Here is a 14797-nt window from a genome sequence, read left to right on the forward strand (position 1 = left end):
TACCGTATCATTTGCCATGCAAAAGAAATACTAATTTAGGCGGTATTATATAAAGGGGGTCTCACAATAAATGCGAAGAGTAAATCATTTGCCAACACTAATTAGGTTGGGACTGTTAGTTTCATCATTCTTGACAATGTTTTTTATTCCTAAAGAAGCAATAAAAAAATATTTCCCTGTAGCAACCTTTTCATCAATACTGGTAATAGTGCTTAGTTTATTTAACATTTCTTTTAAATGGTGGAAAGTTGAAGGTAGATTACCAAATAAAATTTTTAATGACTTGTCTTTTATACTAGGCCCATACTTTTGTGGAACTATTTGGATTTTTCATTTAACCTTTGGAAAGTTTATAAAATATTTTTTGACTAACCTGGTAATGGATGCTTTGCTTTCATTTCCTGCGGTTACATTGTTTCGAAAATTAAAAATTTTTAAATTAGTCGGATTTAAGCCGAAAAATATTTTTTACATCACTTTTAGTTATGCACTCGTTCTATACGTATTCCAGTTATTTAAATCTCGTTTAAAAACAAGTAAGTGATAAACCTGATTTTCTTTTATTCGATCGGTTCAAAATGCTGTCTCTTACTCACTTTGTGAGCAATAATGTAAATGAAAAAATAAATGGGTACTCCATAATAATGCTTCCATTTTAACAGTGCATAAAGTTTCATCCATTCAAATAAAGGTTCAAATAAGATTGCAGAAAAAACAGCAAAGAATATTGCTTTTAGATAAGGACTTATATTTGGCTTGTATTGGATTAACAACATGACCATAACAGGAAAAGCCCCAAAGTCCCAAGGCATGAAAAATGAGTGTATATAAGGAAAAGGTGTATATAAATAAAACCATAGTCCAAATGCTACACCGGCAGAATCAAGCCCCGAGGTAATTAAATAAACAAATAATCCCGACAACAACAACCGATTGGTACTTTGCTTCTTTCTTACGATAAGCCAAAAAATCCAAGGCAAAATTAAGATCGCTGTAGTTAACCACCAACGCCATGTGAGAAACATATCTTCTTTCCAAATTTCTATATAGGTCTCATTCATTTTTCCGATTGTCTTATGTATTTGAGTCATCTTTTTAATAAGTTCATCAACCATAGTATCATCACTCATCCTTAAATCTAAGAAGTTATTATTATTGATAGGATTACCAATAAATAACTCTTATTACACATCTCTTTCAGGAATGATAATTAAAATGTAGTGAAAAATAGTAAAATCGTTAAACAAACATTTTGCTAAAATAATGATTGAAATGATACGATTTTTTTAGAGTAAAACAATCTGGAGGAAAATCTATATGAATTCTAAATTTAAAAGCTTGTTTGAGTCCTATCAATTTTCCAATGGCGTAAGCTTGAAAAATCGTATCATCATGGCACCGATGACTAACTTTTCTTCTAATCCCGATGGCACTGTATCGGATGCCGAAGTAAATTACTATACCCGCCGCTCAAAAGGAGTCAGCATGGTTATTACTGCGTGTACATACGTAACACCTAATGGAAAAGGGTTTCCGGGCGAATTTGCCGGTGACCGGGATGAGATGGTTCCCAGCCTGCAAAAATTAGCAACCGCAATTAAAGCGCAAGGCGCCAAGGCAATTTTACAAATTTTTCACGGTGGAAGAGAGTGCCCTCCTAATGCAGTACCAAATGGAGAAGTTGTAAGTGCTAGTGCTGTTCCTTCTGAGCGAGCAGGTTCTGTGACACCAAGGGAATTGCATACGGATGAAATTGAATCGATTATTCGCGCTTTTGGTCAGACAGCAAGGCGTGCGATTGAGGCCGGTTACGACGGTATTGAAATTCATGGCGCAAACGGATACCTGATCCAGCAGTTCTTTTCTCCTCATTCTAATCGCCGGGAAGATAAATGGGGAGGGACACTTGAAAAACGTCTTTCTTTTCCCCTTGCAGTTGTGGAAGAGGTACAAAAGGTTGTTAACGACCATGCTAAACACCCTTTCATTGTAGGTTACCGCTTTTCACCGGAGGAACCGGAAACACCAGGTATTACAATGGATAATACATTAAGATTGGTTGATGCATTAACAGACAAAAAATTGGACTATCTTCATGTCTCGCAACTCGATTTTAAGGCTGGACCAAGAAGGGGTGTAGAAGATACCCGCTCAAGACTTGAAATCATTCAAGAACGAGTTGGGGACCGAATTCCAGTGATTGGCGTGGGTTCTATTTATCAAGCCGAAGATGCACTGAAAGCATTAGAAACCGGCGTTCCCCTGCTGGCATTAGGACGGGAGTTAATTATCGATCCTGATTGGGTAGAGAAAATTGAAAATGGCCGTGAAGCTGAAATCGTGACGAAAATTGACAAAAATGCGCAAGAGCGTTTAGTCGTCCCTGATCCTCTTTGGCAGGCAATTGTCCATCGTCCAGGCTGGTTTCCTGGAATTGAATAATAATATAATTTTAAAATGGGGATTTCCCCATTTTTTTTGCAATAAAAATACTATAAAGTGTGAATTTAATAGTATTTACAAAGAATATCCATAACGCAAGAACATTTTATTGACATAATAATATTTCTGGATTACTCTAAGAAAGTTGTTTAATAAATTAAAGCCTATAAGGATACGGGGGATTAGAACATGAAAAAATCATTATTACTTTTCCTTGGTTTATTTTTAGTACTGGCCTTAGCTGCTTGCAGTGGCACGACGAAAAAGAATGACCAAAAGGCAACGGCTAACAAAACTCTTTATGATCAAATTAAATCTAAAGGTGAAGTCACGATTGGAACTGAAGGTACTTACGCTCCATTTACCTTCCATGATAAAAGTGGCAAGTTAACTGGTTTTGATATCGAGGTTGCTCAGGAAGTATTCAAGCGTCTTAACATAAAGCCGAAATTTATTGAAACAAAATGGGATGGTATGATTGCTGGTTTAGATGCAAAACGCTATGATATGGTTGCCAATGAAGTTGCGATTCGACCTGACCGTCTGCAAAAGTATGATATGTCAGATCCATATATTGCTTCAAAGGCAGTATTAATTGTAAGAGCGGATAATACGACAATTAAATCTCTTGATGATTTGAATGGTAAAAAAGTTGGTCAATCATTAGATAGCAATTACCGTAAAACTGCGGAAGATCACGGTGCAACAAACACAGTTGTTGAGGGATTCAACCAAGCAATTGATTTATTAACATCGAATCGAATTGATGCAACCCTAAATGACAGTCTTTCCTATTTAGATCTTAAAAAACAACGTCCTGAACTGCCAATTAAGGTGGTTTATACAGAGCCAAACGCAACAAAAAATGGTTTCTTATTCCGCAAAAATAATCCAGAATTAGTTAAGGCCGTCAACAAAACTTTAGCTGACATGAAGAAAGATGGCACTTATTTAAAGATTTCCAAGAAATATTTTGGAGAAGACGTTTCTAAGTAAAGGATTGATCCGAAATGGTTGCAGATGATCGTTTACAGAGAATATTAGGAATCCTTAGCGATTCCTTTTTTCCTATTTTACAGGCGGGATTGTATTTTACAATCCCGTTAACATTGATTTCCTTTGTGTTGGGGACATTATTAGCCTTTTTTACTGCACTAGGGCGATTATCAAATATAAAGGCATTAAATGCGATTGCGAAGTTTTATGTGTGGATTTTTCGCGGTACGCCCTTATTGGTCCAGCTCTTTATCCTTTTTTACGGGTTTCCAAGTATGGGAATCACCTTAAATCCATTTCCAGCAGCAGTTATTGGATTTACCCTGAATGTAGGTGCATACAGCTCGGAAATTATTCGTGCGGCGATCCAGTCGATACCCAAAGGACAATGGGAGGCAGCTTTCTCGATTGGGATGACAAAGTCGCAGGCGATGAGGCGTATTATTTTGCCACAGGCTGTAAGGGTATCCCTTCCGCCATTGGGGAATTCGTTTATCAGCCTTGTAAAAGATACTTCTTTAGCTGCAACGATAACTGTTACGGAAATGTTTCAAAAGGGTCAACAAATCGCATCTGTTACATATGAACCACTGTGGTTATACATTGAAGTTGCCTTCATTTATTTAATTTTCAGCACCTTCCTATCCTTTTTCCAAGCAAGGCTTGAACAGCGATATGAAAGAGGAGTTGCATAATGATAATTGGAGGGAAGAATATGATCTCGGTTGAAAACGTGCATAAGCGATTTGGGGAATTAGAGGTCCTTAAAGGGATAAGCTTTTCGATTGATAAGGGAAAAACAGTCGTTATCATTGGGCCTTCCGGTTCGGGTAAAACCACTTTCCTGCGCTGCTTAAACTTATTAGAAACACCTGACCAAGGGAAAATAACTTTAGGCGAAAAGTCTGTTGATTTTTCCGGAAAGACCAAATTATCCGCTTCTGTTATAACATCGTTTCGTCAGCAAACAGGCATGGTTTTTCAAAATTATAATTTATTTCCTCATCTAACGGCGCTTGAGAACGTGATGGAAGGACAGATTGTTGTTTTAAAGCGGGATAAAGCTGCGGCACGGAATAAAGCTCTAAGTCTGCTGGAGAAAGTAGGATTGAAGGAAAGAGCCGATATGTATCCGCATCAGTTGTCAGGCGGTCAGCAGCAACGAGTCGGGATTGCTCGTGCAATGGCAATAGATCCGGCTGTATTATTATTCGATGAACCCACCTCTGCTCTTGATCCTGAACTGGTTGGCGAGGTTTTAAAGGTAATGAAGGACCTTGCTGAAGAAGGCATGACGATGGTGGTCGTCACGCATGAAATGTCGTTTGCAAGAAATGTTGCGGATCAGGTTATTTTTATGGATCAAGGGATTATTATGGAAAAAGGAACGCCAGAAGAAGTATTTGGAAATACTCAAAATCCTCGGATGGCCCAATTTCTGAATAAAGTGATCGGCAGGTAATCTTCAATTAAGAAATCTAATAAGAAACCACCGGTTTTCCGGTGGTTTTTTCACACCTTAACGGGCTTTCCTGAGAAAAAGCTGATATCATTAAAATAAAAACTGAAAATTCACTTTTTAAAGAGGGGGAAAAGCCTGCAGTGGATAAAGATGTGTTAAATAGCCTTAATGAAAAGGTAATGGAATGTTTTACTGAAGTGGTTAGCTGGAGGAGATTTATGCACCAGCATCCGGAATTGTCCTTTAAAGAAACGAAGACAGCTCAGTATATTAAAGAAAAGTTACTTGGCTTTGGAATCTCAGTAAAAACCAATCTCGGTGGACATGGTTTGATCGGAATTCTAGAGGGGAATCATCCCGGAAAGACAATCGCTCTTAGAGCAGACTTCGATGCATTGCCGATCAATGATGAAAAAGAGGTAGCTTATAAATCGCAAAATCCAGGGGTCATGCATGCGTGCGGTCATGATGGGCATACCGCAGCCTTGTTGGGCACAGCAAAAGTACTGAGTCAATTTCGCGAACAGCTGAAAGGGAAAATAATCTTTATTTTTCAGCCGGCAGAAGAAATGCCGCCTGGTGGAGCAAAATTTATGATTGAGGATGGCGCTTTAGATGGGGTGGACTATGTTTTCGGCGCCCATTTAGGCTCACAAATACCTCTAGGAAAAATCGCAGTCGGTACAGGATATCAAATGGCTGCAGTAGATAAATTTACGATTCATATTAATGGTAAAGGTGGTCATGGAGCAAGGCCCCACGAAGCTATTGATTCTATTGTCATTGCCAGTGATATCGTCAGTTCCCTGCAAAAGATTGTTAGTCGCAGTGTGAATCCTTTGCAATCAGCTGTCGTAACAATTGGCGTGTTTCAAGCAGGTAGTGCCTTTAATGTCATTGCTGATAAAGCTACCTTGGAAGGTACTGTGCGTACATTTGACAGGGGCATTCGTAAACAGGTAGAAGGCCAAATAAACAGCATTGTAGCAGGTATTACATCAGCATTTGGTGCTACGTATTCAATCGATTATTTAAATGGTTATCCTTCTTTGTATAATCATCCAGAAGATGCAGAAACAGTTCGAGCATTGCTTGCTGAGGAATTTTCCGAAGAGAATATCGTGGAAATGGAACCAACAATGGGAGCGGAGGATTTTTCATATTACCTGTTGGAGAGGCCGGGGACATATTTTAGAGTAGGCTCCCAAAATGAAGATGAGGCTACCCACTATTCCCATCACCATCCAAAGTTCGATATAGATGAGACAGCTTTAATCAATCTTGAAAAATCATTTCTAAAAATTGTCTCCCATTATTTGTTTTAATTTAATGTTTAAATAAAAACATTAAAAGAAGAACTTCAATACAAGTTCTTTCTCTACTTCATATTCCAAGCATACTCAAACCCCTTTCTTAAATATGTTAAAATGACCTTAATACTGTTCTTTGGGGGAGATAAAAATAATGAATATTATAGACCTTCATTGTGATGCTTTAATGAAGCTGCGGGAAGGAAAAGGAAAGTTGCGTTTTGCTGATTCACCAGAATTGCATACTAATAAATTACGCTTGAAGCAAGGTCAAGTAATGGTACAGTGCTTTGCCATTTTTATCGAACCTGATATTATCTCTGATCAAAAGTTTCAGGCTGCACTTGAGCAGGTTGATTATTTTTACAAGGAAGTGCTGGGAAAGAATCCTGAGATGAAGCAGGTAAAGGAATGGACCGATTTCGATCATTTAAAGGATGGGGAAATTGGCGCGATGCTTTCACTTGAAGGAGTAGACGCGATTGGCAATGATCTGACAAAGCTCCACATTCTTTATCAGCTGGGTGTCCGTTCTGTAGGTCTCACCTGGAATAATGCGAATTTGGCTGCTGATGGTGCAGGCGAACCGCGCGGCGGCGGGTTAACCTTGTTTGGAAAGGAAGTTGTTGATTTTAATAATCAACATCAAATGTTAACTGATGTTTCCCATTTAAGTGAAAAAGCGTTTTGGGATGTCATGGAGTTGGCTGATTATCCAATCGCCAGCCATTCGAATTCGAAAACACTTTGCAATCATCCACGAAATTTAACAGATGAGCAGGCAACAGCATTGTTTAACAAGGGGGGAATGATTCACGTAGTTTACAATCCTCCGTTTGTTAAAGAGGATGGAAAAGCGACTATTACTGACCTTGTTGAGCATATAGATCACTTTTGCTCATTGGGGGGACTCAAGCAAATTGGCTTAGGCTCAGATTTTGATGGAATTTCAGAACTTATTCCAGGCTTAGAGGATGCATCGAAAGTTCAAAATCTCATTAATGAATTATTGAAGTATTATAGTGAAGAAGCAGTAAAGGGCTTTGCTTATCAAAATTTTCTTACTCACCGCCCAGGAATAATGTGAAAGCGGGACGAAGCACAACAGCGTAAAAAAAGAATGGAGAAAAAGGATGTATCTTACAGTAAAAGAAGCTGCAGAATATTTATCATTACCAGAAGCAACAATTGAAAGCTTAATCTTACAAAAGAAAATCCGCGCCATCCACGACGGAGAGCAGTATTTAATTTACAAGGAGCAATTTAAAACACATTTTAAACAGTTGGAAAAGTATAAGGAATTAATTGAGGAAATTATGAATGAACCGATCCCGGAGGATTTGGATGTAAAGGATGAAGACTAAAAAGGGGCGGAAGCATGACTAATATTTTCATAAAAAGAATCTATGAACCGTGTGACGAGGCTGATGGTACCCGCATTTTAGTTGATCGAATTTGGCCGCGTGGCATTTCCAAAGAGAAAGCAGGTTTAACGGACTGGTTTAAAGACATTGCCCCAAGCAGCGAACTACGCAAATGGTTTTGCCATAAACCTGAACTGTTCGAGGAGTTTCGGGAAAAGTATCTGGAGGAACTGCGGATTGATGAGAGAAAGGCAGAAATGGTGGCGCAGTTATCTGCCTTGGCTCAAGAGGGCAGAGTCACTCTTTTATATGGAGCAAAGGACCCAATTCATAATCAGGCCGTGGTATTGTATGAGGAAATAAAAAGAAAATTAGCTGAAAAATAAGAAAGGGTGCGGTTTCGCACCTTTTTAAATGACATATAGGAAAATTGATAGAAAGTGGGCTAAGCTGCCAAATAAGATAAAGACGTGAAAAATTTCATGGTAGCCCATATATTTGAACTCTAAAAACTTAGGTTTAAGACCGTATATAACCCCGCCAATTGTGTAGAAAATCCCCCCAAGAGCAAGCAAGTACAGCCCCATTGCACTTATTGAACCGTAGAGTGGACCGGCAACAATAACAATCATCCAGCCCATTGCGATATAGATTGCGGTCGACAACCATCTAGGACACTGAAACCAAATCATTTTAAAGAGTACCCCTAATACAGCAACAGTTGTAACGATTGCAAACAGGATAGTACCGGTTTTTCCATGTAAACTTATTAAGCAAAATGGTGTATAGGTGCCGGCAATTAAAATGAAGATCATCGAATGATCGAGCCTACGTAAAAAAGCAATGATATTGTCTTTCGCAATCACCATATGGTAGGTTGCAGACGCTGAATAAAGAAGGATCATGCTAACACCAAAAATAACCACGGCTGTGATCGCTACTACTGAATTAGTTGCGTTTACCGCTTTTATCACCATGGCAAGCAAACCGAAAAGAGATAAAATCGCACCAGCAAGGTGTGTCAGCCCATTGATTGGTTCCCGAATATAGTTAGTCAAAATAATTCCTCCTATCACAACATGTAGTTTATAATACTATGTACAATGATACTTATAAACCATGATGTAGTCAATGTTTACTGAATCTTTTTTTTTCGTTATAATATAGTTGTTAAATACTATTAAGACAGAGGTCTTTTATGGAAAATTTGGATCAACTCATAGAAACATTAGGGCTTGAGAGAATGCTTACGTTAGCAGAAATACCAAAAATCGATTTGTATATGGATCAGGTTATCCAATTGTTTGAAAATAAGTTTGAAGAAGGAAAACGTAATGAGCAGGATAAAGTCCTGACTAAAACGATGATTAATAATTATGCAAAAGGAAAGCTGCTTTTTCCAATCAAAAATAAAAAGTATTCAAGGGAACACCTCATTTTAATCAGCTTAATTTATCAATTAAAAGGGGCATTGTCAATTAATGATATTAAGACAACGCTGGCCGGAATTAATCAAAAAATTATGAAAGATGATTTTCAGTTAAATAACTTCTATGAAAGCTACCTTCATTTAATTACGAAAAATGTAGAGGATTTTAGAGAGGGCATCAAAGAGCGATCGAAAGAAGTTGCAAAGGAAGTATCCAAGCTTGAGGAAGAACAGCATACAGAGAACCTTGATGAAGTTTTAATGATTACCTCCCTTGTACATATGAGTAATTTATACAGAAGAGCAGCAGAAAAGCTGGTTGACAATATTACGAAGGACGGCACTTCCTAACACCAACGATACATAAATTTTCCTCTTTCAGAAGAGACTAAATGGTGTTCAAGGAGGTGCCGATTATGGCTGCAGAGGATTTTGAAAAAATTTATCAGGAATACAAACAGCAGAGTGAACAACAAGCAAGAATGGAGGCAACAAATAATTCAAACGAAAGTGGAAAAGAAGAGTTTGTTGCCGTGAGGAAAAATAATGATGGCGATATTATTGCTTTTAGAACAAACTCAGGGAGGGAGTTAGATTATATTACTGCCCTGGGGGAAGCAAAGGCAGGTAATATCGCTCATATTGATGTTTTTCATAAATATGGAAGAGATATTATCAGAAGTGAACCGGATGGAATTAAAGAGAACAATTTAGACCAATTACCTGAATTTTAGCGAGAGAAAAAAGAAGAAACTAAAATCCGAGGACACTGAAAATCTTGCGATTTTTCAAATGAACTAAATAGCAGTATAAAAAAAGACGGCTTAAAATTCACTTTTGGAATTTTAAGCTGTCTTTTTTATTCAGTAGGTTATCTATTATACCTGTCAGGCCAGATTCTTCAACAGGTTTGATTCCAATTTGAAAGGGATGAACTTGAGAATGAAGAAAGATGATGGTTCTGAGATCGAGAAAGAAATACCATGACAAGACCGTTAAACGACTTGTTAGTTCTGGCAATCAAATAAATTGTTGGGTAGATATTGTTTTTCCTGAACTTCGACAGGTGTTTAAAGATGTTAAAGGGAAAGGAGCAATTGCAACCCTTCGCCTATTCCCAACACTACTTGAACTACGTTCAATGTTTGTAGACATATTAATTTGTCTTTTACACATATTTAGTGTTATCCGAAGTTAATCCAAAGTTCCGTAATCTCCTTAAAATTTATAAATTATGGTAATATGGTAAGCCATTTGCCGTTTCTAATGTAGAAGTGGTTGTATAAAATATAGCAACGGAGTGGACAAGCACACTTACTTCGTGGCCTTCTACAAACTCCGTAAACTTAAAATAGAAAGGAGTGAATATACATGGCTATCGTTAAACCGTTCATGGCGGGAAGAAGATTTGTAAGCACAATAGGAGCTGGTACAATTGCAGGTGCAGATGTGACATTTGCTAATACAGATTTCACTGATGATACTGGTGGCGTTACAACATTTCCTTCTTCACCTCCAGTTGTAAATTTATATATTAATGCGTTACTCCAAACAAGTGATACTGTAACAGGTCTTTCCACTACTGCAGTTACGATTGTAGGTGGAGCTGCTCTTGATCCTGCTACTCCAATTGTACTTGAATTTGTTGTAAACTAGTTGAGAAAAAAACGAGTTATCCTGTAGGAAAACTCGTTTTTTATTGGTTAATTAAGATAAACTGAAGTGTTATCGGCGCACCAGCTTCGGGTGCTATGGGTGACAATAATGTTAATTCCCCTGCTTGCACCACATAAGAGGTTTGCGGTTGAATTATGCCATTAATAAACAAATTTGTATACGACACTTGGTTAGGTGCTAGGATTTGGGTTGTTCCGAATTGTGGGTTTCCATCGCTATTGGTATACACCAGTTTTTTGCCATCTGATTCCGTAAAATACATAAGATTTGTTGCGGGGGTTAATCCTTGGAATGGCGGTCCTTGAGGTCCTGGAATACCTTGAGGTCCCTGAGATCCTGAAATACCTTGCGGTCCTCGAGGTCCTCGTTGTCCGGGAGGACAGATGAATCTTTGCTTTGGTGGTTTTGGAATAGGAGTCAGTGGACAACATCCTTGAAAAGGGCGGTTATTGTTAACCATATAAATCACCTCATAAAGTTTTAAAAAATCACCTTATAAAATACTATGTTAGTGAATATAGAAAGCACTGGACATTTAATAACTTTCCACTATTGTACCCACCGATATTATTTATTTTTGCATCGCTGCTATTCGTTTCGGTATCCTATCGAATTAAAAGGCGGGTTAAAACACTTTAGGGTATAATATCCGCGAAACACTCCATGTATATCCTACGAAAATCCAGTTTACCGGACCGTCCGCGAACCGCTCGCGCCTGGAACGTAAATCAACAGGCAAGTTTCAAAGAACCCATACATTTAAGGAGACTTTTCTGATATCATCCTAGAATGTAAATAAAAGGATACATCAGGTTGGAAATAATAATAATATAAACAATTCCGGAAATACAAATTGTTAACAATCGGATAGAGTGATCTTTCTATCGGTATCAGAACTTTTGAAAACGCTTCGAAAACCGTTTAAAAAAGTTCACATCCTAGTTTAAGAAATTGGGTTAAAATAAGAATGCAATATTAAATGTGAATTAATTCACATAAAAGTGAGAACTTAAAACCTACACTATATAAAAAAGAGGCGCATACAAGATGACTGGGATCACTGCAGGATTGTTAATTCGATTTTTATTAGGTGGAGTAGCTGTAGTAGTTTCAACAATTATTTCAAGAAAATTAGGAGCAAAAGCAGGAGGAATATTCGCTGCATTTCCTGCAGTATATCTTGCCGCATTATTAACAAGTCGGCTTAGTTTTACGGGAAATGATTTAATTTCTCACTCTATTTCGTTATCAAAAGGAGCCATTTTTGGTATGGCTATCAATATACTAGTTGCAATCCTCGCTGGATATCTTCTGAAAAAAGGCTGGAAACGCGGATTGGTGAACTCAATAATCTGCTGGTTTGTACTTTCATTTGCAGTCGTATTACTAACATCAAATTAACTAAAAGAGGTGGATATCATATGGATTATCTAATTCGATTTTTATTGGGTGGAACTGCCGTTATGATAAGCTATTTAATTACAATATTTTCTCCTTGGAAACTATTAGCCGGAATTTTCGCAGCATTTCCCGCGGTTATGCTGACAGCCGTATTGATGGTAGGCCTTGCTTCTGGTTCAAAGAAAGCATCTAATACGGCAAAAGGATCTGTTTTTGGACAGATGGGCGGAGTTGTTTGTGTCATTACAGTCTTAACCACATTACAAATAACAAAGAATTGGGCTTTAAGTATTTTACTAGGTTTAGTGCTCTGGCTTGGAAGTTCAGTTGCAATTTCGGCATTAAAGGAAAAATCAGCAGGTTTCAAAACTTCAGGTTTCATGAAGAAAAAGCTTTTAGTGTCAAAAAAATAAATCGTAAAAAATCCCAGTCAAGGATGACTGGGACTTTTATTGTAAATTTTTTAATAGGATTTTAAAGGAGTGGAAAATAGACATAATATCCCCCGCAAGAGGACATCCAAAATTGTTTTGAAAGAGACCTCAATACGGGTATCGTGTTAAAAAATACGGATAAACGATTATAACGTATCCAAAAAAAGTCATAAGGCATGAAGGACAAAGTTACCAAAGTCCATGAAAAAACCCCTAAATGAAATGAATTATTTCATCCAGGGGTCTAACTATTAAACCAGCTTATTTATGTGCAAGTTCGTATTGTTTAATTTTATCTTCGTAGTTTAAAGTAACACCAATCTCGTCCCAGCCATTAAGAAGCATTTCTTTTGGATAAGCCGGGATGTCAAAATGAAGCTCGAGACCTTCATTATCAGTAACAACTTGCTCTTCAAGGTTTACTGTTAAGGTATACTGAGTAGATTCAGCTTTTTTAACGATTTGTTGAACCTGTTCTTCACTTGCTGGAATAGCAAGAATACCATTTTTAACACAGTTATTTTTGAAGATATCAGCGAAGCTAGGGGCAATGATGACCCTGAATCCATAATCCTGAAGAGCCCATGGCGCATGCTCCCGAGAGGATCCGCATCCAAAATTGTCGCCACCAACTAAAATAGATGTACCTTGGTATTTTGGATTATTTAAAGTGAAATCCTTACGTGGATTTCCATCATCATCAAAACGCCAGTGATAGAACAAGAATTGTCCAAATCCACTCCGTTCAATACGCTTTAAAAACTGTTTAGGGATAAGCTGGTCTGTATCGATATTAGCCCGGTATAAAGGATAAACAAGGCCTGTATGAATGCGTAACGGTTCCATTATTCAAATTCCTCCTAATTAAGTACTTCAGCAGCAAATTGACGAACATCAACAAAATGACCTGCAATTGCTGCAGATGCTGCCATTTCTGGACTTACAAGATGGGTACGAGATCCGTTTCCTTGGCGTCCTTCAAAGTTACGGTTAGATGTAGAGGCACAGCGGTCTCCTGGTGATAAAATATCATCATTCATCGCTAAGCACATACTGCATCCGGCTTCACGCCATTCAAAACCAGCCTCTGTAAAGATTTTATCTAAACCTTCTTCTTCAGCAGCTAATTTGATGCGGAATGAACCTGGGACAACAATAGCTGTAACGGAAGGATCCACCTTACGTCCTTGGATAACTGAAGCTGCTTTACGCAAATCACTCAATCTTGAGTTTGTACAAGAACCGATAAACACATGGCTGATTTTCACGTCAGTGATCGCCTGGCCTGCTTCTAGTCCCATGTATTCAAGAGCACGTTTAATTTCATCTTTATCGCTCTCTGTTTCTGCATCGTTCGGATTCGGAACAGAAGCAGAAACTGGAAGACACATGCCTGGATTTGTTCCCCAAGTTACTTGCGGCTCAATATCAGCAGCGTCAATTTCAATAACAGCATCATAGGTTGCACCTTCGTCAGAGGCAAGGGCTTTCCACTTCGCAACTGCTTCATCAAATGATGCGCCTTGTGGTGCATGTCTTCTTCCTTTTAAAAATTCAAATGTTTTTTCATCTGGAGTAATCAGGCCTGCCCTTGCTCCAGCCTCAATTGACATATTACATACTGTCATCCGTTCTTCCATTGATAAAGAGCGAATGGCGTCACCGGTGTATTCCATAACATAGCCTGTTCCAAATTTAACACCAAATTTACCAATGATATATAGAATCAAGTCCTTGGCTGTAACGCCTGTACCAAGCTCTCCATTAATCTTTAAGTTAAGGGTCTTTGGACGTGCTTGCCATAGAGTTTGCGTAGCAAGAACATGTTCAACTTCACTTGTCCCAATTCCGAAGGCTAATGCGCCAAATGCCCCATGTGTTGAGGTGTGGCTGTCACCGCAAACGATTGTTTTTCCAGGCTGGGTAAGACCAAGTTCTGGACCAATGACATGGACAATTCCATTATCCGGAGAATTGATACCAGCAAGGGGAACACCAAATTCTTCACAGTTGGTTTTCAGTGTTTCTATTTGCTTTTTGGAAACTTCATCTTTAATCACGCTGCGGTCACGAGTTGGTACGTTGTGATCCATTGTTGCGAAGGTGCGGTTTGGCTGGCGTACTTTCCGGCCGCTTAACCGTAATCCTTCAAATGCTTGCGGAGATGTAACCTCATGGACAAGGTGTAAATCAATATAAAGTAAATCCGGTTTTCCTTCTTCACGGGAGACAACATGTTGTTCCCATATCTTTTCAATAATATTTTTTGGTGTCGTCATAAT

The 14797-nt window shown here is 38.3% G+C and carries 19 protein-coding genes and 1 pseudogene; 15 read left to right on the plus strand and 5 right to left on the minus strand.

All coding sequences use genetic code 11. From position 1 onward, the window contains the following. The first annotated feature begins 70 nt into the window (after window positions 1-70). Window positions 71-544 carry a hypothetical protein gene (locus JN080_RS22520; protein WP_256238222.1) on the plus strand — a complete coding sequence of 158 codons (474 nt, stop codon included), beginning with the start codon at window positions 71-73 and terminating at the stop codon, window positions 542-544. Window positions 545-560: 16 nt separating this feature from the next. On the opposite strand, the gene JN080_RS22525 is transcribed toward JN080_RS22520, so the two are convergent. Continuing rightward, entirely contained in the window at window positions 561-1115 is a 555-nt protein-coding gene (locus JN080_RS22525; protein ID WP_256238223.1) for a CBO0543 family protein, read from the minus strand. A 202-nt stretch (window positions 1116-1317) separates the two neighbouring features. Here JN080_RS22525 and JN080_RS22530 point away from each other — a divergent pair, with 202 nt between their 5' ends. The 8 genes from JN080_RS22530 (at window position 1318) to JN080_RS22565 (ending at window position 7960) form a co-directional block, all read left to right on the plus strand. Beyond that, complete coding sequence (locus tag JN080_RS22530) at window positions 1318-2442, plus strand: NADH-dependent flavin oxidoreductase (RefSeq protein WP_256238224.1); 1125 nt, start codon at window positions 1318-1320, stop codon at window positions 2440-2442. 189 nt (window positions 2443-2631) lie between these two features. Then, window positions 2632-3438 carry an amino acid ABC transporter substrate-binding protein gene (locus JN080_RS22535; RefSeq protein ID WP_256238225.1) on the plus strand — a complete coding sequence of 269 codons (807 nt, stop codon included), beginning with the start codon at window positions 2632-2634 and terminating at the stop codon, window positions 3436-3438. Between the two features lie 14 nt (window positions 3439-3452). Then, complete coding sequence (locus JN080_RS22540) at window positions 3453-4133, plus strand: amino acid ABC transporter permease (RefSeq protein WP_256238226.1); 681 nt, start codon at window positions 3453-3455, stop codon at window positions 4131-4133. 20 nt (window positions 4134-4153) lie between these two features. Continuing rightward, a complete protein-coding gene (locus JN080_RS22545; RefSeq protein WP_256238227.1) occupies window positions 4154-4900 on the plus strand; it encodes an amino acid ABC transporter ATP-binding protein in 747 nt (248 codons plus the stop codon). Window positions 4901-5079: 179 nt separating this feature from the next. Next, a complete protein-coding gene (locus tag JN080_RS22550; protein WP_256238256.1) occupies window positions 5080-6225 on the plus strand; it encodes a M20 family metallopeptidase in 1146 nt (381 codons plus the stop codon). Window positions 6226-6364: 139 nt separating this feature from the next. Beyond that, window positions 6365-7297: a dipeptidase gene (locus JN080_RS22555; protein ID WP_256238228.1), complete on the plus strand. Its 933-nt coding sequence runs from the start codon at window positions 6365-6367 to the stop codon at window positions 7295-7297. 46 nt (window positions 7298-7343) lie between these two features. Next, entirely contained in the window at window positions 7344-7574 is a 231-nt protein-coding gene (locus tag JN080_RS22560) for an excisionase family DNA-binding protein (protein ID WP_256238229.1), read from the plus strand. 14 nt (window positions 7575-7588) lie between these two features. Beyond that, window positions 7589-7960 (plus strand): DUF488 domain-containing protein, encoded by a 372-nt coding sequence (locus JN080_RS22565; protein WP_256238230.1) that lies wholly within the window; start codon window positions 7589-7591, stop codon window positions 7958-7960. A 24-nt stretch (window positions 7961-7984) separates the two neighbouring features. On the opposite strand, the gene trhA is transcribed toward JN080_RS22565, so the two are convergent. Then, entirely contained in the window at window positions 7985-8632 is a 648-nt protein-coding gene (trhA, locus tag JN080_RS22570; RefSeq protein WP_256238231.1) for a PAQR family membrane homeostasis protein TrhA, read from the minus strand. A gap of 140 nt (window positions 8633-8772) precedes the next feature. Between trhA and JN080_RS22575 the strand changes: the two genes are divergently transcribed. From JN080_RS22575 to JN080_RS22590, 4 genes and pseudogenes are all read left to right on the plus strand, one after another. After that, on the plus strand, window positions 8773-9354 hold the full coding sequence (locus tag JN080_RS22575) for a DUF1836 domain-containing protein (RefSeq protein WP_256238232.1): 582 nt from the start codon (window positions 8773-8775) through the stop codon (window positions 9352-9354). A gap of 65 nt (window positions 9355-9419) precedes the next feature. Continuing rightward, window positions 9420-9737 carry a DUF3892 domain-containing protein gene (locus JN080_RS22580; RefSeq protein ID WP_256238233.1) on the plus strand — a complete coding sequence of 106 codons (318 nt, stop codon included), beginning with the start codon at window positions 9420-9422 and terminating at the stop codon, window positions 9735-9737. A 215-nt stretch (window positions 9738-9952) separates the two neighbouring features. Further along, window positions 9953-10147, plus strand: a pseudogene (locus JN080_RS22585) (IS110 family RNA-guided transposase); the annotation flags it as partial. 227 nt (window positions 10148-10374) lie between these two features. After that, complete coding sequence (locus JN080_RS22590; RefSeq protein WP_256238234.1) at window positions 10375-10659, plus strand: DUF4183 domain-containing protein; 285 nt, start codon at window positions 10375-10377, stop codon at window positions 10657-10659. Between the two features lie 40 nt (window positions 10660-10699). Here the strand turns inward: JN080_RS22590 and JN080_RS22595 are convergent, their stop codons facing one another. Beyond that, window positions 10700-11140 (minus strand): DUF4183 domain-containing protein, encoded by a 441-nt coding sequence (locus JN080_RS22595; RefSeq protein WP_256238235.1) that lies wholly within the window; start codon window positions 11138-11140, stop codon window positions 10700-10702. Window positions 11141-11727: 587 nt separating this feature from the next. Between JN080_RS22595 and JN080_RS22600 the strand changes: the two genes are divergently transcribed. Together JN080_RS22600 and JN080_RS22605 are read left to right on the plus strand one after the other, a co-directional pair. Further along, window positions 11728-12081 (plus strand): DUF3147 family protein, encoded by a 354-nt coding sequence (locus JN080_RS22600; RefSeq protein WP_256238236.1) that lies wholly within the window; start codon window positions 11728-11730, stop codon window positions 12079-12081. Between the two features lie 20 nt (window positions 12082-12101). Then, window positions 12102-12494, plus strand: coding sequence for a DUF3147 family protein (locus JN080_RS22605; protein WP_256238237.1), 393 nt, complete (start codon window positions 12102-12104; stop codon window positions 12492-12494). A gap of 282 nt (window positions 12495-12776) precedes the next feature. Here JN080_RS22605 and leuD read toward each other — a convergent pair whose 3' ends face one another. Together leuD and leuC are read right to left on the minus strand one after the other, a co-directional pair. Continuing rightward, window positions 12777-13361, minus strand: coding sequence for a 3-isopropylmalate dehydratase small subunit (gene leuD / locus JN080_RS22610; protein ID WP_256238238.1), 585 nt, complete (start codon window positions 13359-13361; stop codon window positions 12777-12779). A 14-nt stretch (window positions 13362-13375) separates the two neighbouring features. Next, window positions 13376-14794, minus strand: a complete 1419-nt coding sequence (gene leuC, locus JN080_RS22615; RefSeq protein ID WP_256238239.1) for a 3-isopropylmalate dehydratase large subunit — start codon at window positions 14792-14794, stop codon at window positions 13376-13378. Between the last annotated feature and the right edge of the window lie 3 nt (window positions 14795-14797).

The sequence above is a fragment of the Bacillus sp. EB600 genome (genome assembly GCF_024494385.1).
Classification (GTDB): Bacteria; Bacillota; Bacilli; order Bacillales; family Cytobacillaceae; genus JAEVLT01.